Origin of the sequence: Hymenobacter terricola, assembly GCF_017921975.2 — a bacterium.
GTDB classification, from domain to species: Bacteria; Bacteroidota; Bacteroidia; order Cytophagales; family Hymenobacteraceae; genus Hymenobacter; species Hymenobacter terricola.
Map to the genome: position 1 here is coordinate 24,657 of NZ_JAGEMO020000077.1, position 22,149 is coordinate 46,805.

Annotated in this window: 20 protein-coding genes and 1 tRNA gene; 11 read left to right on the plus strand and 10 right to left on the minus strand. The window is 61.3% G+C overall.

The genetic code is table 11. From position 1 onward, the window contains the following. Positions 1-77 precede the first annotated feature (77 nt). The 5 genes from J4G38_RS24015 to J4G38_RS24035 form a co-directional block, all read right to left on the minus strand. Positions 78-1,106 carry a bifunctional heptose 7-phosphate kinase/heptose 1-phosphate adenyltransferase gene (locus J4G38_RS24015; protein ID WP_210521462.1) on the minus strand — a complete coding sequence of 343 codons (1,029 nt, stop codon included), beginning with the start codon at positions 1,104-1,106 and terminating at the stop codon, positions 78-80. Between the two features lie 108 nt (positions 1,107-1,214). Continuing rightward, positions 1,215-2,435, minus strand: coding sequence for a pyridoxal phosphate-dependent aminotransferase (locus J4G38_RS24020; RefSeq protein WP_210521461.1), 1,221 nt, complete (start codon positions 2,433-2,435; stop codon positions 1,215-1,217). A 136-nt stretch (positions 2,436-2,571) separates the two neighbouring features. Then, positions 2,572-4,587: a glycosyltransferase family 2 protein gene (locus J4G38_RS24025; protein ID WP_210521460.1), complete on the minus strand. Its 2,016-nt coding sequence runs from the start codon at positions 4,585-4,587 to the stop codon at positions 2,572-2,574. Positions 4,588-4,706: 119 nt separating this feature from the next. Next, positions 4,707-5,321 (minus strand): recombination mediator RecR, encoded by a 615-nt coding sequence (gene recR, locus J4G38_RS24030; RefSeq protein WP_210521459.1) that lies wholly within the window; start codon positions 5,319-5,321, stop codon positions 4,707-4,709. Positions 5,322-5,408: 87 nt separating this feature from the next. Next, positions 5,409-5,690, minus strand: a complete 282-nt coding sequence (locus J4G38_RS24035) for an ATP-dependent Clp protease adaptor ClpS (protein WP_210521458.1) — start codon at positions 5,688-5,690, stop codon at positions 5,409-5,411. 177 nt (positions 5,691-5,867) lie between these two features. Between J4G38_RS24035 and J4G38_RS24040 the strand changes: the two genes are divergently transcribed. Continuing rightward, a complete protein-coding gene (locus J4G38_RS24040; RefSeq protein ID WP_210521457.1) occupies positions 5,868-6,425 on the plus strand; it encodes a hypothetical protein in 558 nt (185 codons plus the stop codon). Between the two features lie 108 nt (positions 6,426-6,533). On the opposite strand, the gene J4G38_RS24045 is transcribed toward J4G38_RS24040, so the two are convergent. Both J4G38_RS24045 and J4G38_RS24050 read right to left on the minus strand, forming a co-directional pair. Next, positions 6,534-7,172, minus strand: coding sequence for a YceI family protein (locus J4G38_RS24045; RefSeq protein WP_210521456.1), 639 nt, complete (start codon positions 7,170-7,172; stop codon positions 6,534-6,536). Between the two features lie 104 nt (positions 7,173-7,276). Continuing rightward, positions 7,277-7,732 (minus strand): MarR family winged helix-turn-helix transcriptional regulator, encoded by a 456-nt coding sequence (locus J4G38_RS24050; protein WP_210521455.1) that lies wholly within the window; start codon positions 7,730-7,732, stop codon positions 7,277-7,279. A 160-nt stretch (positions 7,733-7,892) separates the two neighbouring features. Between J4G38_RS24050 and J4G38_RS24055 the strand changes: the two genes are divergently transcribed. Beyond that, positions 7,893-8,459 carry a DUF6799 domain-containing protein gene (locus tag J4G38_RS24055; protein ID WP_210521454.1) on the plus strand — a complete coding sequence of 189 codons (567 nt, stop codon included), beginning with the start codon at positions 7,893-7,895 and terminating at the stop codon, positions 8,457-8,459. Positions 8,460-8,466: 7 nt separating this feature from the next. On the opposite strand, the gene J4G38_RS24060 is transcribed toward J4G38_RS24055, so the two are convergent. After that, positions 8,467-9,474 carry an enolase C-terminal domain-like protein gene (locus tag J4G38_RS24060; protein WP_210521453.1) on the minus strand — a complete coding sequence of 336 codons (1,008 nt, stop codon included), beginning with the start codon at positions 9,472-9,474 and terminating at the stop codon, positions 8,467-8,469. A 204-nt stretch (positions 9,475-9,678) separates the two neighbouring features. On the opposite strand from J4G38_RS24060, the gene J4G38_RS24065 reads away from it, so the two are divergent. The 5 genes from J4G38_RS24065 to J4G38_RS24085 all read left to right on the plus strand — a co-directional run bounded on the left by J4G38_RS24065 (position 9,679) and on the right by J4G38_RS24085 (position 16,582). Continuing rightward, on the plus strand, positions 9,679-10,914 hold the full coding sequence (locus J4G38_RS24065) for a DUF6799 domain-containing protein (RefSeq protein ID WP_210521452.1): 1,236 nt from the start codon (positions 9,679-9,681) through the stop codon (positions 10,912-10,914). A 346-nt stretch (positions 10,915-11,260) separates the two neighbouring features. Continuing rightward, positions 11,261-12,643 carry a dicarboxylate/amino acid:cation symporter gene (locus J4G38_RS24070; protein WP_210521451.1) on the plus strand — a complete coding sequence of 461 codons (1,383 nt, stop codon included), beginning with the start codon at positions 11,261-11,263 and terminating at the stop codon, positions 12,641-12,643. A 214-nt stretch (positions 12,644-12,857) separates the two neighbouring features. Further along, positions 12,858-13,517, plus strand: a complete 660-nt coding sequence (locus J4G38_RS24075) for a hypothetical protein (RefSeq protein ID WP_210521450.1) — start codon at positions 12,858-12,860, stop codon at positions 13,515-13,517. A 101-nt stretch (positions 13,518-13,618) separates the two neighbouring features. Next, complete coding sequence (locus J4G38_RS24080) at positions 13,619-14,146, plus strand: hypothetical protein (protein ID WP_210521449.1); 528 nt, start codon at positions 13,619-13,621, stop codon at positions 14,144-14,146. 75 nt (positions 14,147-14,221) lie between these two features. Continuing rightward, positions 14,222-16,582 carry a GAF domain-containing protein gene (locus tag J4G38_RS24085; protein ID WP_210521448.1) on the plus strand — a complete coding sequence of 787 codons (2,361 nt, stop codon included), beginning with the start codon at positions 14,222-14,224 and terminating at the stop codon, positions 16,580-16,582. Positions 16,583-16,593: 11 nt separating this feature from the next. On the opposite strand, the gene J4G38_RS24090 is transcribed toward J4G38_RS24085, so the two are convergent. Both J4G38_RS24090 and J4G38_RS24095 read right to left on the minus strand, forming a co-directional pair. Then, a complete protein-coding gene (locus J4G38_RS24090) occupies positions 16,594-17,277 on the minus strand; it encodes a phosphatase PAP2 family protein (protein ID WP_210521447.1) in 684 nt (227 codons plus the stop codon). A 103-nt stretch (positions 17,278-17,380) separates the two neighbouring features. Further along, a tRNA-Leu gene (locus tag J4G38_RS24095) sits at positions 17,381-17,462 on the minus strand. 192 nt (positions 17,463-17,654) lie between these two features. Between J4G38_RS24095 and J4G38_RS24100 the strand changes: the two genes are divergently transcribed. From J4G38_RS24100 to J4G38_RS24115, 4 genes are all read left to right on the plus strand, one after another. Next, entirely contained in the window at positions 17,655-18,356 is a 702-nt protein-coding gene (locus J4G38_RS24100; protein ID WP_210521446.1) for a class I SAM-dependent methyltransferase, read from the plus strand. A gap of 162 nt (positions 18,357-18,518) precedes the next feature. Continuing rightward, positions 18,519-20,384 carry a M61 family metallopeptidase gene (locus J4G38_RS24105; protein WP_210521445.1) on the plus strand — a complete coding sequence of 622 codons (1,866 nt, stop codon included), beginning with the start codon at positions 18,519-18,521 and terminating at the stop codon, positions 20,382-20,384. Between the two features lie 211 nt (positions 20,385-20,595). Further along, positions 20,596-21,300 (plus strand): hypothetical protein, encoded by a 705-nt coding sequence (locus J4G38_RS24110; protein WP_210521444.1) that lies wholly within the window; start codon positions 20,596-20,598, stop codon positions 21,298-21,300. A 70-nt stretch (positions 21,301-21,370) separates the two neighbouring features. Next, on the plus strand, positions 21,371-22,149 hold a 779-nt coding region (locus J4G38_RS24115; RefSeq protein WP_226163770.1), incomplete at its 3' end, for a PspA/IM30 family protein.

Sequence of the window (22,149 nt, forward strand, 5' to 3'; positions counted from 1 at the left end):
ATAGCAAAAGCGTCCTATAAGATGGCAAAAGTGCCGTATGAGACGGCAAAAGCCTCCTACGAGCATGTAAACCTCCCCTAACGGCGTTGAAGTTTGTTCGACAGAACGCTAAGCAGCCCCGCTTCCTGCGCTTCTTCCAGCAGCCGCAGTTTCTCCACGGGTACCACGCCCACTTGCTCGCACACCAGCCCGCCGCCCAGGTTGGCCAGCGCCGCCGTGAAGGCCGCTGGCTGCCCCAGCGCCACGCACAAGGCGGCAATACTGATAACGGTATCGCCCGCCCCCGACACGTCGGAAATGGTGCGTAAATGGGCCGGCAGGTACGTTTTTACTTCTTCCTGCTGGGCAAACACGCCGTATTCCGACAGCGTCACCAGCACAATTTCGGGTGTCAGCTCCTCCCGCAGCCGGGCCACGGCGGCCTCAAAACCCGCGCGGTCCGTGTTCGGCTCGCCGAACTCCAGCTTCAGGCCCTCGCGCAGCTCTTTCAGGTTGGGTTTGAAGAGCGTGCAATGGCGGTAGGCCAGGAAATTCTTCTTCTTCGGGTCGACCACCGTGGGGATGCCGCGCTGCCGGGCGCGGGCAATGCACTCCGTAATGATGACCTCGCTGAGCACACCCTTGTCGTAATCCTCGAAAATAACCACGTCGGCGCGGGCCAGCAGGTCGTCGTAGGCAGCCAGCAGTTGGGTGGTTTCGTCGGCATTCAGGTCCGTTTCCACTTCCGAGTCGATGCGCAGCAATTGCTGGCCGTGGGCCAGAATGCGCTGCTTCACCGTGGTGGGCCGCGCCGCGCTGCGGATAATACCAGCGTCGGGCAAATCCCGCTCCTGCAGCAGTTGTAGCAGCTGGTCTCCACCCGCGTCGGTGCCGATAACGGCGCACAGCAGCGGCGTGGCGCCGAGGGCCTGCACGTTCAGGGCCACGTTGGCAGCCCCACCGAGGCGGTTTTCGGTACGCGCCACGTGCACCACCGGCACCGGCGCCTCGGGCGAGAGCCGCGTGGCGCGGCCCCACACGTAAGCGTCCACCATGACGTCGCCAACGATGAGGACGCGCAGATTATTGAAGTTTTCGAAAAGCGTATTCAGGGAAGAAGCGGGCATTGGGCAAAGGTAGGAACGCGCCACGGCGCGTTCGCACATCGCACGGTTGTTGCTGACGGCAGTTTTGCGGCGAACGCGAGTCCACGCCGAACGCGTCGTGGCGCGTTCCTACAGTTTCGCCAGGCTCACTTTGATGCGCCGAAACGCTTCCACCAGCTTCTCATCGGCGGCGGCGGTGCTGAAACGCAGGCATTCCGGGGCTCCAAACGCCTCGCCGGACACAGAGGAAACGTATGCGTCGTTGAGTAGGAACAAAGCCAGGTCCGAGGAATCGCGGATGGTGCTGCCATCGGGCGCAGTACGGCCAAAGAAGGCCGATACTACCGGGAAGATGTAGAACGCGCCGCTGGGCGTGGGCGTGTTCAGGCCCGGAATGTCTTTCACGGCCTCCAGCACCAGGTCGCGGCGGCGGCGGTAAGCGGCGGCCATCGCATCGGACGAAGCGCGGCCCCCGGCCAGCGCGGCCACCCCCGCCCGCTGCGCGATGGAGCAGGTACCGGACGTAACCTGGCCCTGCATCTTCTCGCAGGCGGCAGCAATATCGGCGCGGGCCGCCAGGTAGCCCAGCCGCCAGCCCGTCATCGCATAGCCCTTCGAAAAGCCGTTGACAGTAATAACCCGGTCCTTGATTTCGTCGAAATTGGCCAGGCTGGCGTGCTCGCCCACGAAGTTGATGTACTCGTAAATCTCATCGGCTAGGGCGTACACTTGCGGGTGGCGGGCCAGCACTTCGGCAATAGCGCCCAGCTCCTCGCGGCTGAAAACTGCACCCGTGGGGTTGCAGGGCGAGGAATACATGATGAGCTTGGTGCGCGGTGTGATGGCAGCTTCCAGCTGCGAGGCCGTCGCTTTGTAGTTGTTTTCCAGGGTTCCCACCAGCGGTACGGGCACGCCTTCGGCCAATTTCACCATCTCCTCGTAGCTCACCCAGTAGGGCGAAAACACGATGACTTCCTCCCCCGGATTCACGAGGCTGAGCACGGCATTGGCCAGCGCCTGCTTGGCCCCGGTGCTCACCACAATCTGATTGGGCAGGAAATCGAGGTTGTTATCCCGCTTGAATTTGACGCAGATGGCCTGCCGCAGCTCCGGAATGCCGGGCACGGGCGTGTAGAACGTGTAGCCGTCATCAAGCGCCTGTTTGGCGGCGTCCTTGATGTATTGCGGGGTCTGAAAATCCGGCTCCCCAAAGCTGAGGTTGATAACATCGAAGCCCTTGGCGGCCAGCTCACGGCCCTTTTTGGCCATGGCGATGGTGGCCGACTCATTCATCGCCAGCAGGCGGTCGGAAAGCGGCGAAACGGCGGCAAGTGTAGCAGTATCAGACATGGCCAGCAACAGTAACGTGAAAAAGCAAATCTACGGCAGTAGTACCGTAGCAATGTAGCGCAGAATTTGTGGTCCGCATCGCCATCCCATTTAAACGAATTGTTCCGGGACGCGGACTAAAAGCCCATGCTACACGCTACTGCCCCAGCCGATTCCAGCAGCGCCAGAGCACGCTCAAATCCGTGCCCGGCTCGTAATCTTTGGCGTAGAGCAACTCCAGCCGCCGGAGCGTCACCTCGTTGAGCGGGGTGGTGGACATGGCTGCATCGGCGGGCGAGAGGATGGCGGGCGTGGCCCCGGCCGGGCCGGCCAGGTGGTGCAGGCCCACCCAGGTGCGGGTGCCCAGCAGCACGGCCGCGCAATTGCGCAGGAAGCCCGCTTTGTTGGGTTGAAACCAGACCAGTAGCGGGGCCAGCAGCAGCAGCGCGGCGCTGGTCAGCACGTCGAGCAGGCGCTTGGCGCGGGCCTGCTGGGGCTGGTAGAGGTTCAGGGCGATGTCGAGGGTGTAGTAGTCGCCGGGCGCGTCCTTGCTGCTGCTGCCGATGATGTACTGGCTGTCCTCGGGCAGGATTTTGTAGGCCACCGGCGGGTCGGCGGGCAGGCTGAGCATGAGGGCGATAATCTGGCTGGCGGGCAGGTCCTTGCCGCAGAAAATCAGCTCATCCAGCGCGTAGAGGCGGATGATGTCGGCCAGCTGGCGCAGCTCGCCCAAGGGGTCTTCAACGGGGGAATGGGGGAACGGGTGGATGGGTGGAGGGCTTGGGGCCGCGGCGGCGGCGACTGCCGTTTCCGCCGGGGCCACCTCCACGTAGCCAATTACGCGGGCCTGCACGCTGGCGGCTTCCAGCAGGTGGCGCACCCGCTCGCTCTCCGGGCCCGAGCCCACGATGGCAATGTTTTTCTGGCGCCGCTCGCTCAGGTGCAGGTTTTTGTATTTGATGAAATGGGCCACCAGCTGCCGGCCCACCAGCGCCGCCACGGCCCAGGCCCCGCCCAGAATAATGAGCGCCTTCGAAAAGCGCCAGGCATCCAGAAAGTTCGAAGCGGCCGAAATCAGCAGCGTGCCCACGAAAATGCCGCGCACCACCCGCGAGGTGCGAACCGGCCGGTCGTAGCCGCCGCTGAGGTAGGCCGAAGTGAGCCAGACCACGATGTAGGCCGGCACCGCCACCGCCATGTACTGCGGCGGGTAGTCGCCGGGCACGAACTTGTGGTTGCGCTCCCAGTAGGTTTTCAGGAAGTACATGCCGCCCCAAATCAGGCCGGCATCGAGCAGCAGCGGGGCGGCGCGCACTGCCAGCCGCTCCAACACGGCCGCGCCCGCCCGCAGCCAGATGGCGGCGTTTATCAGCAGCGAAAACAGGCCCGCGCGGCCCGGCGCGAAGTGCTTTTGGGCAAAAATTACCATCGCCCGGTAGAACACAAACACGTAGTTCACGCTCGTGCGCTTCGTGCTTTCGCCCTTGTAATGGATGATGCGGGTGCCGGGGAAATAATAGTTTTTCCAGCCGCCCTGGGTGAGGCGGTACGAGAGGTCGATGTCCTCGCCGTACATGAAATAATCTTCGTCGAGCAGGCCCACCTGGTCGAGCGCGGCCTTGCGGAGTAGCATAAACGCGCCGCTCAGTATCTCAATCTCGTGGGTCTGGTCCTTGTCGAGAAAGCCCAGATGGTAGCGCCCGAAGGTGCGCGACTTCGGAAAAACCCGTGCCAGCCCGAACATCTTGTAGAAGGCTACGGCCGGCGTGGGCAGCCCGCGCTTGCTTTCGGGCAGGAATTTGCCCTGGCCGTCCAGCATTTTCACGCCCAGCCCGCCGCAAGTCGGGTGCGCGGCCATGAACTCGCAGCAGGCCCGGAAAGTGTCTTCCTCCACCACCGTGTCGGGGTTCAGCAGCAGCTGGTACTGGCCGGTGGCGCGGCGCAGGGCCTGGTTATTGCCTTTCGAAAAACCCGGATTGTCGCGGTTGGCAATCAGAATAACCTCCGGAAACCGGGCCCGCACCATGGCCACCGAGCCATCGGCCGAGTTATTGTCGACCACGAATACCTCCACCGGCTGCCCCAGCTTCTCCACGGCCCGCCGCACCGAAAGCAGCGCCTGCTCCAGGAAATAGCAGACGTTGTAATTGACAATGATAACGGAGAGCTTCACCACGAAGGGCGAAATTAGAACGAGTACCCCGAAATTTCATTTCGGCCACCAGAATCCGTTGTTCTGACGGGCCGAAATAGAAGTTTCGGGGTACTCGTTCTTTGAGGCGGCGGGTGCGCCTACCGGGCCTGCCGCAGGCGCTCCACAATGCTGCGGCCCAGCGTAATCTCATCGGCGTACTCCAACTCGCCACCCACCGGAATGCCGCGGGCAATGGTGCTGATGTGCACGTTGGGCAGGTCGCGCAGGCGGCGCGAGAGGTAGAAGGCCGTCGTGTCGCCCTCCATCGTGGGGCTGATGGCGAGGATGACCTCGCGCACTTCCGAATCTTCGACGGCGGCCCGCTCCACCAGGGAATCGATGTGCAAATCGGACGGGCCTACGCCTTCGATGGGGGAAATAACGCCCCCCAGCACGTGGTAGACGCCTTTATACTGGCCCGTGTTTTCGATGGCAATGACGTCGCGCACGTCCGACACCACGCACACCAGGCTGTGGTCGCGCAGCTTGTTGGCGCAGATGCCGCATTCTTCCGAGTCGGAAATGCTGTGGCAGGTGCGGCAGTAGGTTATTTCAAACCGCATTTTGGCCAGGGCTTCGGCCAGCGAGGCGGTGGTGTCCATCTCGGCTTTGAGCAGGTGCAGAGCCAGGCGCAGCGCGGTTTTGCGGCCGATGCCGGGCAAACGGGACAGCTCGCCCACTGCGTTTTCAATCAGTTTGGAAGGAAACTCCATTCAGAATTTTAGTTATCAGTGTTTGTTGTCAGTTGTTAGCCGCGCATCACCAGAACCACCTGACAACTGACGACCAACAACTGACAACTAGACCACATCGGCCGAAATGCCACGGTCGTGAATGGCCGTACAAAGCGGCTCCAGCTCCTCGTAGGTGCCAATTTTGACGGCGCACTTGCCCTTGTAGTGGATGAGCAGGGTGCACTGCTCGGCCTGCTCGGGCTGGTGGCCGCACACGTCCATCAGGGTTTTGATGACGTGGTCGAAGGTGTTGATGTCGTCGTTGTACACGACGAGGTTGCGCAGCTCAACTTCTTCTTCGAGCAGCAGGACGTCCTCATCGTGCTCAATTTGCGGGCGGGTATTCATAGGGCAAATTTACGCAGGAAAGCCCGCGTTGGATAGCGGATAATAACTCCAAACGCGCCTAATTCGTTTCGCGGTATTCAGTTGATTTGCCGGGGTTGGGGCGTAGTTTTCGGCCCCCGTCCTGCGCCGCCGGGTGGCCGTTCAGCCGCCGGCTTTTCTTATTATCCCCGCTCCGCAATGCCCGTCCCCTCCCCCGACTTCAAAAAAGCCCTCAAACGCCTCACCGAACCCGAGAAGGAAGCGCTGCTGCTGCGCGCCGTGCGCCGCGACGCGGAGCTGTACGAAACCTTCCGCTTCGAGCTGCTGGCCGACGTGACCCTGGGCCAGGTGCAGGAAGAAACCGCCGACCGCATCCACGAGCTGTTCACCGTGGCCGTGTCGGGCCGCTTGCTCAACCGCAGCCTCGTGAAAGCCCTGCGCGCCAGCGTACAGGAGGCTGCCCGCGCCCGCCGCATCACCAAAAGCAAGCAGCTCGAAATCGACCTGCTGGTGTACATCCTGCGGCAGGCCATCGACAACTACTCGGGCCAGTTCGACAGCGTGTGGGACGGGTTCTACAACGCCACGGCCCGGCTGGCGGCCCGGCTGCCGGCGCTGGTGCTCAAAAGCCTGCACGAAGATTTATGGGTTGAATACCAGACCGAATTGAACGAGGTCTTGCATGAGTTGCACAGCCGCAAGAAAAGCCACAATTTGAAATTTGAGCTGCCTCGCAAGTTTGAAATTCCAGATTAGCCCAAAAACAACGAAGCCCGCCAAATATTGGCGGGCTTCGTTGTTTCAAATAAAGGATTTCGCAGACAAATAATCCGTGAAATCCAGTTAATCCGGCTCAATCCGTGATTAGGCTTTCTTGGCGATGACGTTGAAGGTCAGGTCGAAAGTGTCGTAGATGGCTTTGTCGCCGATGCTCTCGAAGAAGGACTTCGAGCCGTACTTCAGGCCGAACTTGGTGCGGTCGATGGTCACCTTGCCGGTGGCGGAGGCCAGGCCGTCTTTCACGCCGGCTTTGGCGGGGAAGCTGATGCGCTGCGTGATGCCTTTGATGGTCATATCGCCGGCAATGGTCACGTTATCGGCATCCTTGGCAGCGCCTTTGATGGGCGTTACGCTCACAATTTTGAAGGTCGAGGTGGGGAACGTAGCTACGCCGAAGAAGTCGTCGCTGCTCATGTGGCCCACAAATTTGCCTTGGCTTTCGGCATCTTTAATGTCGGTGGCCACCAGCGTTTTCATGTTCACGGTCACGGTGCCACCCACGATGGAGCTGCCTTTCACCAACAGCTCGCCGTCGCTGAACTGCATGGTACCGGTGTGGCCGTGGGTCACGGCTTTGCCTTCCCAGCCCAGGGTGCTCAGCTGCGGCTGCAGCTTGTAGGCGGGGGCGGGAGCAGCTACGTTGGCCACTTTGGGGGCCGAAGCAGCGGGAGCTACGCCGATAACGGCAACAGCAAGCAGGGCGGGCAACAGGAATTTTTTCATCTGAAAAAGGAATTATAAAAAAGGTAAGAAGCAATGTTTTACGGACGGGCCGTAACGAAAAAATATGCCAAAGTGGCGTTGAAAATCAATTAACAGCTAAGAAATTACTCAACCGTGCGAATCTTATCGAGCAGGGCATTAAGCTGGCGCATCTCCTCCTCGCTGAGCTGGCTGATGCCATCGGAGTAAATGACGCCGGCTTGCTCAATCTGGGTGAGCAGGTCGAGGCCGGTTTTGGTGATGCGGATATCGACGGCGCGGCGGTTGGCCGGGCACACGGTGCGCGTCACCAGTTTCTTTTCCTCCAGCCGGTCCACAATGCGGGAGGCGTTGCTGGTCTTGTCCAGCATCCGGTCGATGAGCAGGGCCACGGTGGCGGGCAGCGGGTGCTGCCCCCGCAAAATGCGCAGAATGTTGAACTGCGGCAGCGTGAGGCCAAAGGGCTTGAATGCCGCCGCCTGGCGCAGCTGCATCCACCCGGCCGTAAATGCCAGGTTGATGTGTGCCTTCTGGTGTTCGTTGTGAAAAACTGGCTGCTTGATTTCGTCTTCGATACGCATGGTTGGTAATGGAATCGGATACAAATTTATGTAGGTACATTTAATGTTGCAACATTGTTCCCTGTTATTTTTATTTTTTTTCAAAACTAGCCGAACAGCACGCGACCTAACTGCCGCGAAACCCGTACTCCCGCACATTCACCCTCATTGCTCAACCGTCATGCATCGCCTCCTAGTTCTCTTATTCGCTGCCAGCTGCCTGGCCACCGCTCCCCGCCTCGCCGCAGCCCAGGACGGCGGCTTCCCCGTCCAAACCACCGCCCGCACCCAGTTTGTGTTCAAAAACGGCGAGGTTATGCGCCGCGAAGGCAGCCAGCTCACGCCCCTCACCCAAAACGTGAAACTGGCCAACGGCACGAAAATCAACTACAAAAACGGCATTGTGGAAATGCCCGCCGACAAAATATTCCCCCAGGGCAAAAAGCTAACGCTGCGCGAAGACGACTACGTGCGCGCCGATGGCGGGGTGGTTTTTGCCACGCCAGCCAGTGCGGCCGCGGCGCAAGGCAAGCCCGCCCCGGCCGCCGGCGCCAAGTACGAAACCTATGTCCAGCACGGCCTCAGCTCCTCCGGCCCAGCCATGCAGGTTTCCCTGCTCAATAAGAAGGTGGAGCTGCTGAACCAGAAAATCAGCCTGCTCAGCCAGGGCCGCACCGACCAGCCCGACACCAAGGCCATCGACGCCCAGCTCACCCAGGTCGATACGCAGCTGGCCGCCCAGAAATAGCTTCGGACTACTCCCGCAGCGACAGCTGGCCCGCTGCCTCGGTTACTATTTTGAACGGCTCGTCCTTCACAATCAGGAACCCGTCAAGGTCGTGCACGTCGGCTAGGGCGCTGATTTGCAGGGCGGCCGCAATGCCTACGCTCGTTTCCACCATGCAGCCCAGCATGGGCAGCAGGCTGTGGGCGCGGGTGCGGCGCAGCAGCTCAATGCCGCGCCGGAAGCCGCCGGCTTTCATCAGCTTCACGTTCACGCCGTGAAATTGCCGGGCGATTTCGGCAAAGTCCGCCGTGTCCGTCACCGACTCGTCGGCCACCAGCGGCACGGCGCTGCGGGGGCGCAGGTAGCGGTAATCATCGGCCAGCGCGGCGGGCAAGGGCTGTTCCAATAGGTGCAGGCGCAGGCCGGGCAGGGCCGCCGTTTGTTCCAGAAACTGCAGCACGCTGTCGGCATCGGGCCAGGCTTCGTTCCCGTCCACCAACAGGGCGTGGCCCGGCAGCGCGCGGGCCACTTCGGAGAGCAGGGCCAGGCCTTCGGCTTGGTTTACCTTGATTTTGAGCAGTTGAAAGCGGGCCGCGTCCTGCTCCCGCAGAAACTCAGCCACGGCGCCGGGCGCCATAATCGGCAGCGAAAAGGCCGTGGGCACCTTCCCGGCGGGCGGGGGCACGCCCAGCCATTGCCACACGGGTTGGCCGGCACGGGCGGCCAGCCATTGCACCAGTGCGGCTTCCAGGGCAAAGCTCAGGGCGTGAGCCACGGGCTGCTCCGCCAGCAGCGCATCCAGTTCCGCCAACGTTTCAACCTGAGCCAACCCGGTGGCTTGCAGGCCTTCAAATTGCTGCTGCAGTAGCTCCGGCGTTTCGTTGTAGCGCACATTGGGGGCTGCTTCGCCAGTGCCGCGCTGGCCGTGGCCACTGACCTGGAGCAGTAGGTTGGTTTTCGTGGCTGAGGTGTTGCGGGATATTTTCCAGACGTAGCGCAGGGCAAGCAGGTGTGGAGTCAGGGTCCAGATGGGCATGGGCGAAGGTATATTTTTTCATGGTTGATGGCCCAAAAAAACGTTTTGAATCAAATATTTTTTTCTCAGCAACCGGGTAAAACATCTGCCTGCCCCTGCTTAAAAGATGTTTTATCTAAAAAACTAGTAAATCATCACAAAAAGCGGATATTTGTTGAGTCATACTCCTTCAAATTTCAATCCATAACTCACTCTTCTTTCTGTATGAAGTTACCTCTATTCTTTTCGCTCATGCTGAGCGGCTTAGTCTTGGCCAACGCGCCTCAGCAGGCACTCGCACAATCCAAGAAATCGGTCCAGACCAGCGGTTTTATCCCGTGGTTCACGGTAAAAAACAACACCATGGTGGTGCAGACCGGCGATAAGACCAAGCCGCTCTCCGAAGATGTGACCCTGCCAAACGGCATTCGCGTCGAGTACCGTACCCAGTCCATTGTGCTCACCAATGGCACCCGCGTATTGTTGAAAGAAGGCGATATGCTGAGCTTGAATGGGGAATTCCTCAAGAAGTCGCCGATGACGGCAGCTGTGCCAGCACCTGTCAAGGCGGCCCCCGTCGCGGAGGCCACCGCCGTGGCCGCACCGGCTCCCGCACCTGTTGCTGCTGCCCCGGTGGTTGCGCCGGCCACTGCCTCAACTTTCACCTACAGCCCCGCCGCGCCGGTTAACGGCAAGCTCAAAGGCGTGGTGGAGCTCGGAGCCAGCGGCTTCAATATGTTCATCATCCGGGTGGATGACCAACACAACTGGAAGCTGGAAAAATCGGAGTTCGGCAACAGCCTCGTGATGGAGAACATGGCCACGGAAGATGACGTGCGCACCGGCCTGAAGGCGTACATCGGCAAAATGCTGGACTTCGGCGTGGGCGGGCACGACATTCATTTCGTGGTGAGCTCCGGGGCCTCCCTCTCGCCCGAAACCCGGCGCATTACCAAAGGCCTGGAGGCCTTGAAGTACGTAGTCAACACCGTGACGCCCGAGCGCGAAGGCGCGCTGGGCCTGCGCGCGGCCCTGCCGCCGGCTTTTGCCAACAAAGCGTTTATGTTCGACATGGGCTCGGCCAACAGCAAGATTGCGTGGCTGGCCGGCGGCCAACCGCAGGTAACCGACACCTACGGCTCCAAATACTACGAGAAAAACATCGACGATGCGAAGGTGGCCGCCGAGGTCAAAGCCAAGGCGGAGAAGATTCCTGCCCGGCTGCGCGGCACTTGCTTCATCATCGGCGGGGTACCCTACGAACTGGCCAAAGCCGTGCGACAGGGCCAGGAGCACTACACCGTACTCCGGGCCGCCGACGCGTACCCGCAACTCACCGGTGCCAAAATCAAATCGGGCCTGAACATCTACCAGGCCGTGGCCAGCGCCACTGGCTGCCAGCAATTCGTGTTCGGCTACGATACCAACTTCACCATCGGCTACTTGCTGTCGCTGCCCTAGCGCCCGCGTGGCGTGCTATCGGGCCTTGTCCGAAGCCCTCCCGGCCCCCTCGCGGTGTGGCCGGGAGGGCTTTTTTTGGGCCCGGCCCCGGCCCGGCCATCGTGCCCACATCGGAACAGGCAGCGCTTTTTACTCCAAAATGCCCCGGCAATTGCGCTCGCGGGCGGAGGCCCCCACAACCTGGTACTGGCTGCCAGTAACTCATATTGGGACACGTCAGCAACTTCATTATCGGCTACCGGCTTTCGTTGCCCTAGCCGCCTCACGCCCCTGGCAGTGGGGCTGCCGGCCGAATAATGCCGTTCTTTAGGCCCTCATTCCGCCTTTGCGGCCACTAATTAACTGCATGCCAAAATCCCGCTTACCCCTCCTCGCTCTTCTTTTTCTCGTTCTGGCCAGCTTGGTCACGGTGCTGGCGGCCAACAATATGGTGGCCTTGCCACCGGCCGTGCCGGTAGCAGTCCGCTGGCTGGCCCTGCTGCTGGTGGGGGCCGCCGTGGCTCCCCGCCGCTCGCTCACCCTCTGGATTGTGGTGAGCATGCTGGTCGGCATTGAGCTGGGCCACGACGCCCCCGGCGTGGCCATGAACCTTAAAGTATTGAGTGATGCATTCTTGCGGCTGGTTAAAACCATTATCGCGCCGCTAGTTTTTGCCACGCTGGTTGTGGGCATTGCCGGCCACGCCAACCTGAAGCAGGTAGGCCGCATGGGCCTCAAAGCACTGATTTACTTTGAAGTCGTTACCACGTTTGCCCTTTTCATCGGGCTCGCAGCCATCAACCTGACCAAAGCCGGCGTGGGCATCAGCCAGGCGGGGGTAAAAGAAGAAGCTCTGGCCGCCGCCCCGCCCCAAACCGCCGCCGACATCATCCTGCACATCTTCCCCGAAAACATCGCCAAATCGGTGGCCGAGGGACAGGTGCTGCAAGTCGTGATTTTCGCCATTCTCTTCGCCATCGGCTTGGCCCTCACCCCGGAGCGTCCCCGGCGCGTAATGCTCGAATTCTGTGAAAGCCTGTCGGAGGTGATGTTCAAGTTCACCAACGTGGTGATGTATTTCGCGCCGCTGGGCGTGGGCGGCGCCCTGGCCTACACGGTGGGCAAAATGGGCTTTGCGCCGCTGCTCAACGCCTTGCAGCTGCTGCTCACGCTCTACGGTGCCCTCATCGCGTTTGCGGTGCTGGTGCTGCTGCCGGTGGCGCTGCTGGCCCGCATTCCGCTGCGCCGCTTCATTGCGGCCGTGGCCGAGCCGGTCAGTATTGCCTTCGCCACCACTTCGTCGGAGGCGGCGCTGCCGCGGGCCATGGAGGCCATGGAAAGCATCGGCGTGCCGCGGCGCATCGTGGCATTTGTGATGCCCACGGGCTATTCCTTCAACCTGGATGGCACCACGCTGTACCTTTCCCTGGCCGCCGTGTTTGTGGCGCAGGCGGCCGGCGTGCCCCTCACTTTCGGGCAGCAGCTGCTGATGGTTTTCACGCTGATGCTGACCAGCAAAGGCGTTGCGGGCGTGCCCCGGGCGTCGCTGGTTATTCTGCTGGCCACGGTGGCATCGTTCAACCTGCCCGCCTGGCCGGTTTTCATCATCCTGGGCATTGATGCGCTGATGGACATGGCCCGTACCGCCGTGAACGTGCTGGGCAACTGCCTGGCTTCGGCCGTGGTGGCGCGTTGGGAAGGGGAGTTTGTGGACGACTACCACGGGCCCGACCTCACCGCTGTACAATAGCAGAAGGTTAATATTCGAAATTGAACTAAAACAGGGTGGGCGGTTTTAATTCAGTCACGGGTTTTTTTCTGCCATTCGCCGAGAAAGTGCCCTTCTACCCGCATTATCCCCTAATTTAGCTACTGATTACGAAGTTGCAATCTCATTTCGGCTTGATTAGGTATTTTTTGACTTTCTCCTTTTCTTTTTCTGATATTCTCACTACCTTACAACTATGAAATTTCCTCGTCACCTCGCCTTGCTGGCTTTCGGTCCGGCTCTGCTAGCGGCCCCCGCCTGCGTGTCGGTAAAGTCCCAGATGAAGAGCACGCCTTCGGCGGCCATCTCCAAGCGCCTGCCGGCGCTGGAAGTCCTGGCCGACCAGGGCCCGCTTGCGATGAACGACGGTGCATTGCCCGAAGACCCGTTGAAGTTGTTCCAACAGGAGTGCCGCATCAACCTGACCGAGCCCACGGATTCGGCCACGTACGGTTACGCCAAGCTCATCGTGAAGAAGGTGAAAACCCTGCGCACCGGCCGCGCCGTGCAGGGCCTGCAGGTGCTCACCTTTATGGTGCCCGCCGTCATCGGCATTCCCCTGGAATGGTACAAAACCACCCTGCAAGCCGAAGTACAGGTGAGCGACGCGGCTGGCAACCTGCTGGGTTCCTACGTTGGCACCGGCACCTCCGAAGTGAAAGTGGCCATGTACCACGGCTACTCGCAAACCGCTGCCCCCCGCCTGGCCGATATCATTGCCCTGCGCGGCGCCATGGCCCAGATTCGGCCCCAGCTTGATACGGCCACGGCCCGCCTGCGGCCGTTGCTCCTCGCCGGCGGCACCGTGGAAAACCCCACGCTGCCCGCTTCGCAGGTGGTGACGGGCAGCCGCTAGGCCCCGCTCGGGCGGGCATTGCCCCTGTATTGCTTGGCCCGTAGCACCCACTCCCGCTGTCCGGCGAAGTGGGTGCTACGGGCCTTATCTTTGGGCTTGATATGTCCTACCTCCTGCCCGCCCGGTTTTCTGTCCTTTCTCTGTTGAGCGCCGCCCTGCTGCTGAGCGGCTGCTGCGCCAACAACGTGTGCGATTGCGACGACGCCAAAGCCGATGCGGTTGAGCTGCGGTTTGACCCTCTTTTTCTGACGAGTGACCTGGATACCGTTCTCATCAAGCGGTATCCGAAAGATTTTAATGCCACTACCATCCCGGAGACGGTTACGCTTATCCGCAACACGGCGCATGCCCGCGACTCCGTCCTGCTGAACAACAACTCGCCTTTTGCCCAGGTTGGCACCACCAAAATCAACAGCTACCGGTATGTGGTGCAGTATTACGTGCAGCAGCCCGGCAGCAAGCCGGTGGCAACTACCGCGCTGGTAATTGATAAAATAGACCTTCAAGGCAGTTTCCAGGGCGATGGCTGCTGTACTTGCTATACCAATTCCCGGAAAATAGTTTACGCGATGGGCAGCGTTTTTGACCTCACCGGTCAGTCACGGCCCATCATTACCATACCCAGGTAGCCTGGCCGCCTGCGGCGCGCGTATTGAATCTGCCGCGCTGCAACGATTGGCCGGAAATCCGTGTTTTTCGTCCCTATGCCCGCTGAACCTTTACTGCCCACCGCCCCGACGGTACCTGCCCCGCGCAGCGCCACGGCCCCGTCCTCGTTTCCCTTTCGCTCAACGCTCAGCCTGGAGCCGCTGATTGCGTACTGGCAGGAGCGCGAGCAAGCATCCAATGCGGGCGTGGCCCTGCTGGCCCGCGCCATCGGCGAGCAGGTGGCGCAGGCGTCCTGGTGCCGGGGCCCGCTCACCGATTTTGCGGAGCTGGAATGCAACTGCGACCTGATTGAAACGCTGATGCTGGCCGTGTTTCCGCCGGCGTCGTTTGCTTCCGATATCAGCGGGGTGGTGGGGCCGTTTCAGCGGCGCAGCTTCTACTCCACGCGCCACTTCGAGGAGGTGATGCTCAACAAGGACCGCATCATCAAGCAGCCGCTGAACATTGACGTGGCGGCCATGGACCGGCAAATGGGGCTCATGGCCTATCACCTGGTGCTGCACCGCGTTTACGGGGCCGACCTGCCGCCGCTGGGCACCATTGTCTTCACGGTGCCCGATTACCAGATTGGCCTGTACCGGCATTATGGCGTCGATTTCAACTCGGATTTTGTGACGGTGAAGGTGGTGGGCGAAGCGCCGGCATTGAGCCCCGAGCAGCTGGAGCTGCTGGTGCATAACCGCCACCGGCCGGAGCTGTGGCGCCAGCTGCTGCCGCCCGAGCATTTCGAGCTGGAAGGCTTCAACCTGCTGCAGCTGGTGGACATCACCGACCAGGAAATTCTTTCGGAGCTGAAATACGACCTGCTGGAGCGCGACGTGCTGCAAACCCCCGCCCGCTTCGAGCAGATTCAGGAGAAGCTGCGAGTGCTGTTTGCGCAGCCGGCGCTGCAATTGGGCATCGCCGCTTACGACGAGAAGAAGCGGGCGTTTGTGGATTTTGGCCGCAAAATCAACCACAGTTTCCTCACCAAGCAGGTGCAGCACCAGTCGGCCGACGGCAGCTTCCGGCTGATTTATGAGCGCCTGCTGCGGGAGAAGGAGCCGCTGGTGCTCAAGGATGTGACCACGGCCGACATTCCCGAAGACCTGCGCCAGCAAATTCTGAGCCTGGGCATTCACTCCGCCATATTGGCCTTGCTGCCCTACGGCGACGACACGGTGGGCCTGCTGGAGCTGGGCACGCCCGATGTGGGCGGCCTCGACGAGTTCGACATGGACAAGGTGTCGCAGTTCGTGCCCTTGTTTGCGGTGGCCGTGAAGCGCAACGCCGAGGACCTGCAGGCGCGGGTGCAGTCCATCATTCGGGAGAAATTTACGGCCATCCACCCCACCATGGAGTGGCGGTTCATGGACGCGGCCCGCAACCTGCTGGCCAAGCTCGACGCCGGCAACCGCTCGGCCGAGATGGAGCCCATCGTGTTTGAGGAAGTGTACCCGCTGCACGGCTCCTGCGACATTCGGGGCAGCAGCACGGTGCGCAACGAAGCCATTCAGGGTGACCTTATCGAACATCTTACGCTGGCCAACAAAGTCCTGAAAAAAGCTTCGGAGTACCAGCAGCTGCCCATTCTGGACGAGCTGAAGTTCTACGTCACGAAGCACCTCAAGCGGCTGAGCGAGGGCATGCTGACCGGCGACGAGGCCAATATCTACGATTCGCTCACCCGCGAAGTGGAGCCGCTGTTTGAGTACCTGGCCACGCACACGCCCGAGCTGCGCCCGGTCATCACCAAGTACTGGAGCAACATCGACCCCAAGCTGGGCATTCTCTACAAGCGCCGCCAGGACTTCGAAATCAGCGTGACCACGCTGAACGATGCCGTGAGCGACTACCTCGACGAGGAAGAGGAAAAGGCCCAGTTGATGTACCCGCACTACTTCCAACGCTACAAAACCGACGGCGTGGAGTTCAACATCTACGTAGGGGCCACGCTGGTGCAGAACAAGCCATTCGACCTGGTGTTTCTCAAAAACCTGCGCCTGTGGCAGCTCCTCACGATGGTGGAAATTACGCGGCGCACCGCCGCCCTGAAACACACCCTGCCCGTGCCACTCGACACCACGCAGCTCATCCTCATCCACGGCCAGGCGCTGAGCATCCGCTTCCGGCAGGACGAGCGCCAGTTCGACGTGGACGGCGCCTACAACATCCGCTACGAAATTATCAAAAAGCGCATTGATAAAGCCACCGTGCTGGGCACCGGCGAGCGGCTGACCCAGCCCGGCACCATTGCGCTGGTGTATGCCCAGAGCCGCGAGGCCGTGGAATACTTCGAGTACATCGACTACCTTCAGGACCGCGGCCTGCTGGCGCCCGGCGTCGAAGAGCTGGAACTAGAGGAGTTGCAGGGCGTGAAAGGCCTGCTGGCGTTGCGGGTGCAGGTGCGCCTGTAGGGAGGCATTTTTCAGCCCTCCTCCCCCATCACGGCTTTTTCCTCTTTCCAGAACAGCTTGAGCCCGGCCCGGCAGACCACCAGCCACGCGGCCCCGCCGGCAAAGCCGGCCAGCACATCGGTGGCGTAGTGGGCGTGCAAGTACACGCGGGTGAGGCCAATCAGGGCTTCCCAAAGCAGCAAGGGCAGTACCCAGGCCGGCCGCTTAAAATGCCGGGCCAGCAGCCAGGCCAGGCAGCCGTAGAAGATGACGCCCAGCATGGCGTGCCCGCTCGGAAAGCTCAGGCCCCAGGTTTGGAGCAGGGCATTGCTGGGCCGGGGCCGATTGAAATACATTTTCAGTAGCTGGTTCAGGAGCACGCCGCCGAGCATGGCCAGCACCAGTTCGCCCGCTTCGCGCCGATAGCCGGCCCAGCGCAGCCACAAGGGCCCGATGATGCTGGCAGGCAGCAAAAACGGCAGCGCCGCAAAAAATGTAACGAACCGCACCGGCCCCGTGAGGCCGGGCTCGGCCCGCCGCCAGCCATCCACCACGCCCGACGCCCAGGTATCGAGCGCTACCGAATGCTGGACGAACACGACGCGGGCCAGATAAAAAAACACGGCGAATGCCGCCACAAACAGCACGGCCCCCAGTGCAACTTCGGCGGTGAGCAGGCCGGCCAGGGCCAGCAAACGGGAGGTGAGGCGATACATAGGCACACGGGCCGGTGAATGAGAACGAAGAACAAACGAAGGAATAGCTCCAAATACGAAAAACAAAAAAAGCCAGCCCGACGGGGGCTGGCTTTTTAAAACGTGCGCTCGGGGAGACTCGAACTCCCACACCTTGCGGAACTGCCGCCTGAAGACAGCGCGTCTACCAATTTCGCCACAAGCGCATGCAGGGGGCAAAAAGCCGCTCTTCCCGATAAGAAGTGCGGCCTTTTGATGGTGCAAAGATACAGGCTCAATTCACAGTGGCGCAACATTGCCCGTATTTTTTTCGCGTCTTCGCCGTCGGGAACGATACCGCCAATTGTTTTTCAGTTACTTGCCAACGCATTTTTTTTCTTGATGCCGCGCTTTTACCCATGCCTCACCTTCCCGCTACCCCTTCTCCTGCGGCCGCAGCCACCGAAAACCTGACTGGTTTCGACCGGGTGACGTGGTGCTACGATGCCTTGGCGGGCCTCGTGTTTGGGCCGGCGCTTAAAAAGGCGCAACGCGCCGCGCTGGGCGGCCTGCCCGGTGGCGCCCCCCACGTGCTCATTTTGGGTGGCGGCACGGGCTGGGTGCTGGCCGAAGTGCTGAGCCAGCGGCCGGCCGCTACGGTGCTGTACCTCGAAGCCTCACGCAATATGCTGGCCCGCGCCCGCGCCCGGCTGAGCCGGGAATGCCCGCAGGCGATGCCCCAGGTCGAGTTTCGGCACGGCACGCAGGCGGCGCTGGGCCCGGCCGAGGGCTTCGATGCGGTCATCACCTTTTTTGTGCTTGACTGCATTGCTGGGGCCGACATGGCTGGGGCGCTGGCGCGGCTGCGGGCGGCCCAGCGACCCGGCGCCCCGTGGCTGCTGGCCGATTTCCGGCCCGCTCGCCGGGGCTGGCGGCAGGTATTGCTCGCGCTGATGTACACTTTTTTCCGCCTTACCACGGGGTTGCAAGCGCGGGAACTGCCGGACTTGCGGGCGGCTTTGGCCCACCTGGGGCTACAGTTCTCCAGCCGCGGCACCTTTTTTGGCGGAGCCGTGGAAGCCCTGGTGTTTACTGAACAGCAGCTTACACCTCACCCTTGAAATTTAATAACGCTGTTTCCCAGCGCTGAAACATAATTTTATCAGTACCAAGGGTACTTTACTGAGTAATTTCCCTTATTTTATTGTAAATTTTCTGAACTTTGCGTGTCAGCTATAGCCGCGCCGCCTTCTACTTTCCTTGATTCAATGTCATTTCTGTCCATGAAACAATTCGCTACTGCTATTGCCTTATTGGGCCTGACCGCGGGGGCTACCGGCGCCCAGGCCCAAACCAAAGCGGATACGGGGCCGGCCGTGCGCTACACCGTGGCGTTCCCCAATGCCGTGCACCACGAGGCCAAGGTCACGGCTACGTTTGCGGGGCTGCCTGGCGGGCCGCTGCACGTGCGCATGGCGCGCAGCTCACCGGGCCGCTACTCCCTGCACGACTTCTCCAAAAACGCCTATTACGTGGTGGCAACCGACGGCGGCAACCACCCGCTACCCCTCAACCGGCCCGACCCCTACGGCTGGGACGTGACGCCCGGCGCCGACGGCATCGTCATCCTCAGCTACACGCTGTACGGCGACCAGACCGATGGCACCTACGTGGGCATCGACCAGCAGCATGCCCACCTCAACCTGCCCGCCGCGCTGTGCTATGCCATGGGCCTGGAAGGCCGCCAGACAGAGATAAAATTTGAGCTTCCCGCCACCTGGAAAGTGGCGACCCAGCTGCGGCCCGGAGGCGATAAAAACACGTTTACGGCGCCCAACCTGCAGTATATGATGGACAGCCCGGTGTCGCTGGGGGCGCAGCAGGTGCGCTCCTGGCCGGAAGGCGACCAGACCATTGAGTTGGCCACGCTGTACCAGGGCCCGGCGGCCGACCTGGATGACTACGCCAAGAAAGTGCAGAAGGTGGTGAAGGAGGAGAAAGCCATTTTCGGGGAGTTGCCGAAGTTCGATTTTGCCCGGTACACTTTCGTGGCCGACTACCTGAGCCAGGCCACTTCCGACGGCATGGAACACCGCAACTCAACCTCCGTCACCAGCCCGCGCCCGCTGAAGGGCGAGGACGAAACGAAAAACCTGGGCACCGTGGCCCACGAATTCTTTCATTCCTGGAACGTGGAACGCCTGCGCCCGAAGGACCTGGAACCCTTTGACTTTCAGCGCGTGAACATGAGCGACGGGCTGTGGTTTGCCGAAGGCTTCACGCAGTACTACGGGCGGCTGGCCCTGCGCCGGGCCAAGCTGATTGAGGACGAGGATTTTTTTGACGACATCAGCCGCTGGGTGAACCTGCGCCAGAACAGCCCCGGCGCCCGCTACGCGTCGGCCATCGACATGAGCCGGCAGGCCGCGTTCACGGACGGCGCGGGCAGCAGCGACCCCACCAACGGAGTGAACACGAACTTGTCGTATTACGACCAGGGCGCCGGCCTGGCGCTGGTGCTCGACTTGCAGCTGCGCCAGTTCCACCGCACTTCGCTCGACAAGTTTATGCAGGCCATGTGGCAGCAATACGGCAAGCAAGCCAATTACGCCCCGGGCAACCCCTACACGGTGAAGGACTTGCAGCGGGTACTGGGCGAAGTAAGCAAGGACACGGTGTTTGCCAGCCGCTTTTTTCGGCAGTTCGTGTACGGCCGCGAGCAGCCCCGCTTCAGCGAGAACTTGCTGGTGGCGGGCCTGGCCGTGATTCCTACCCGGGCGCTGGGTGCGGCCCTGTCCAACCAGGTCGAATTTGATGACCAAGGGCGGTGCCTCGTGGCCTACAACACGCAAATCGGCTCGGGCCTCTACAAGGCCGGCATCGACCGGGGCGACCAGCTGGTGGTGCTCGACGGCAAGGAAATCAAAAGCGCGGGCGACCTCGACGGCGTGCTGCACAAGCACTCGCCCAGCGACGTGGTATTCGTGAAAGTGAAAACCCGGGGCGGCGTGGAGCGCACCACCCAGCTCATCCTGGCCGAAGACCCCAACGTGCAGGTGAAGCCGGTGGAAGCCGTGGAAAAAATGGTGTATTCGCCCAACCAGAAAACCCTGCGGGAAGCGTGGCTGGCCAGCCAGGCCACGAACTAAGCACGTATTCCAAGGCAAGACCCCGGTGGGCCGGCATCGCGCAAAGCGGGCCGGGCCGCCGGGGCTTTTTGCGGGGCACAATCGTATGCGGCCGGATTGCCTAATATCTTTACCTTTGAACGGTTGAAGGTGTTTTTGCCCGGCTTCCGGTGCACCCCTGGCCCGCTGATTTTTGGCCGCTTATATATTCATCTCCTTTTCTATTCTTTCCATGGAAATTTTCGATAAGCTCACCCACGCCGCCAAGGAGTTTTTCATTGAGCCCGAGGGAGGGGCGCCCGCGCCTACCACGCCGCCCACCACCCAGTACGGCGCCGCCGCTCCGGCGCCGCCAGTCGGCAACCCGGCCGGTGCCGCCGCGCCCTTCGCGGCCCCGGCCGTAACCCAGCCCGAACAGCGTCACCTCGACCACATTGCGGGCCTGCTGGCCGGCGATGGCAAGGACTTTGGCGCCTATATGAAGATGGTGAAGAGCATGGCCGCCGCCGGCATGAGTGGCCCCCTGCTCTACCAAACGGCTTTTAATGCCTTTTCGGCCGTGAACGGCGGGACCGTGCCGGCCCTGCTCGCATCGGCCTCGCAGTTTGAGCAAGCCCTGAGCACCGACCGCGACAAAGTGCTGGCCCGCCACCGCGAGAAAATGGGCGAAGTCACCGTTCCCGGGGCCACGCCCGGGCTGGTAGTGCAGCTCACGGCCCAGGAAAAAAAGCTGGCCGCCGACCTCGCCGACCTCACCCGCCAGCTCCAGGCCAAGCAGCAGCAGCTCCTCCAAACGCAACAGCAGCTGGCCGAAGAGCGCCAGAAAACGCAGGCCGCGCTGGCTTCCTATGAGCTGGCCAACTCCGCGGCCATGGCCGAGCTGCAAGCCCACCACAAGGCTGCGGAAGCCTTTTTGAACGCCGCTGGCACGAAGTAGAGCGTCATTCACCACCGAGAATGGCAAAGAATGACGTTTCAGAATTTCCACAACACTTTTTTTCTGCTCGATGAATACACCTTTACTCGGCCCGCCGTCGCCCGCCGATGGCCTGCCCTCCTGGCAAAAACCCGAAAAAGTCGCGGCCTGGGTTTTCGTGGCCCTGCTCGCCGGTATGGGCGTGTACTACTGGGGTCGAATCTTGCCATATCTTATTGATATTGTATTCGATACCGTGAAGCTGGGCATTGGCCTGGGGACGCTGTTCGTGCTGTTTTTGCTGGCCACCAACAAGCGTATCCAAGCGGGATTGTGGTACCTGGGCCAACGCATTTTCCGGACGGCAGCCAGTCTTTTTGTGAATACCGACCCCATCGGCATCATGGAAGACTACATCCGCAACACCGAGAAGGAAGCCCGCAACATGGAGGAGGAAGTGGGCCACATCGAAGGCGCCAACGAGCTGGTGAAGCGCAAGATGGACGCCAACCGCACCCAGATGCAGGAGTACCTGGCCCTGGCCGATTCGGCCACCCGCCAAGGCGAAAAGGACAGCGCCGACAGCTACGCCAGCCGCGCCGCCCAACTGGAGGACTACAACCGCCGCCTTTCCCCCATGGCGACCACCACGGCCAACGTGAGCCTGGTGATGCGCCAAATCCTGAAAGCCGCCCTGCGCCAGATTGATAACAGCAAGTTCAAGGTCAACCTCTTGAAGGATGAGTATGAGTTGGTGAAGCGCACCAGCTCCGGCATGCGCGCGGCCATGAACATCCTGCGCGGCGACCCCGACAAGAAGTACTTCTTCGACCTGGCCACCGACCGCGTGGCCCAGGACATGGCCCAGCA

Bases quoted from the DNA above. Each gene is read 5' to 3' on its own strand.
- J4G38_RS24015 (WP_210521462.1), bottom strand. From the start codon at position 1,106: ATGCCCGCTTCTTCCCTGAATACGCTTTTCGAAAACTTCAATAATCTG.
- J4G38_RS24020 (WP_210521461.1), bottom strand. From the start codon at position 2,435: ATGTCTGATACTGCTACACTTGCCGCCGTTTCGCCGCTTTCCGACCGC.
- recR (WP_210521459.1), bottom strand. From the start codon at position 5,321: ATGGAGTTTCCTTCCAAACTGATTGAAAACGCAGTGGGCGAGCTGTCC.
- J4G38_RS24035 (WP_210521458.1), bottom strand. From the start codon at position 5,690: ATGAATACCCGCCCGCAAATTGAGCACGATGAGGACGTCCTGCTGCTC.
- J4G38_RS24040 (WP_210521457.1), top strand. From the start codon at position 5,868: ATGCCCGTCCCCTCCCCCGACTTCAAAAAAGCCCTCAAACGCCTCACC.
- J4G38_RS24045 (WP_210521456.1), bottom strand. From the start codon at position 7,172: ATGAAAAAATTCCTGTTGCCCGCCCTGCTTGCTGTTGCCGTTATCGGC.
- J4G38_RS24050 (WP_210521455.1), bottom strand. From the start codon at position 7,732: ATGCGTATCGAAGACGAAATCAAGCAGCCAGTTTTTCACAACGAACAC.
- J4G38_RS24055 (WP_210521454.1), top strand. From the start codon at position 7,893: ATGCATCGCCTCCTAGTTCTCTTATTCGCTGCCAGCTGCCTGGCCACC.
- J4G38_RS24060 (WP_210521453.1), bottom strand. From the start codon at position 9,474: ATGCCCATCTGGACCCTGACTCCACACCTGCTTGCCCTGCGCTACGTC.
- J4G38_RS24065 (WP_210521452.1), top strand. From the start codon at position 9,679: ATGAAGTTACCTCTATTCTTTTCGCTCATGCTGAGCGGCTTAGTCTTG.
- J4G38_RS24070 (WP_210521451.1), top strand. From the start codon at position 11,261: ATGCCAAAATCCCGCTTACCCCTCCTCGCTCTTCTTTTTCTCGTTCTG.
- J4G38_RS24075 (WP_210521450.1), top strand. From the start codon at position 12,858: ATGAAATTTCCTCGTCACCTCGCCTTGCTGGCTTTCGGTCCGGCTCTG.
- J4G38_RS24080 (WP_210521449.1), top strand. From the start codon at position 13,619: ATGTCCTACCTCCTGCCCGCCCGGTTTTCTGTCCTTTCTCTGTTGAGC.
- J4G38_RS24085 (WP_210521448.1), top strand. From the start codon at position 14,222: ATGCCCGCTGAACCTTTACTGCCCACCGCCCCGACGGTACCTGCCCCG.
- J4G38_RS24090 (WP_210521447.1), bottom strand. From the start codon at position 17,277: ATGTATCGCCTCACCTCCCGTTTGCTGGCCCTGGCCGGCCTGCTCACC.
- J4G38_RS24100 (WP_210521446.1), top strand. From the start codon at position 17,655: ATGCCTCACCTTCCCGCTACCCCTTCTCCTGCGGCCGCAGCCACCGAA.
- J4G38_RS24105 (WP_210521445.1), top strand. From the start codon at position 18,519: ATGAAACAATTCGCTACTGCTATTGCCTTATTGGGCCTGACCGCGGGG.
- J4G38_RS24110 (WP_210521444.1), top strand. From the start codon at position 20,596: ATGGAAATTTTCGATAAGCTCACCCACGCCGCCAAGGAGTTTTTCATT.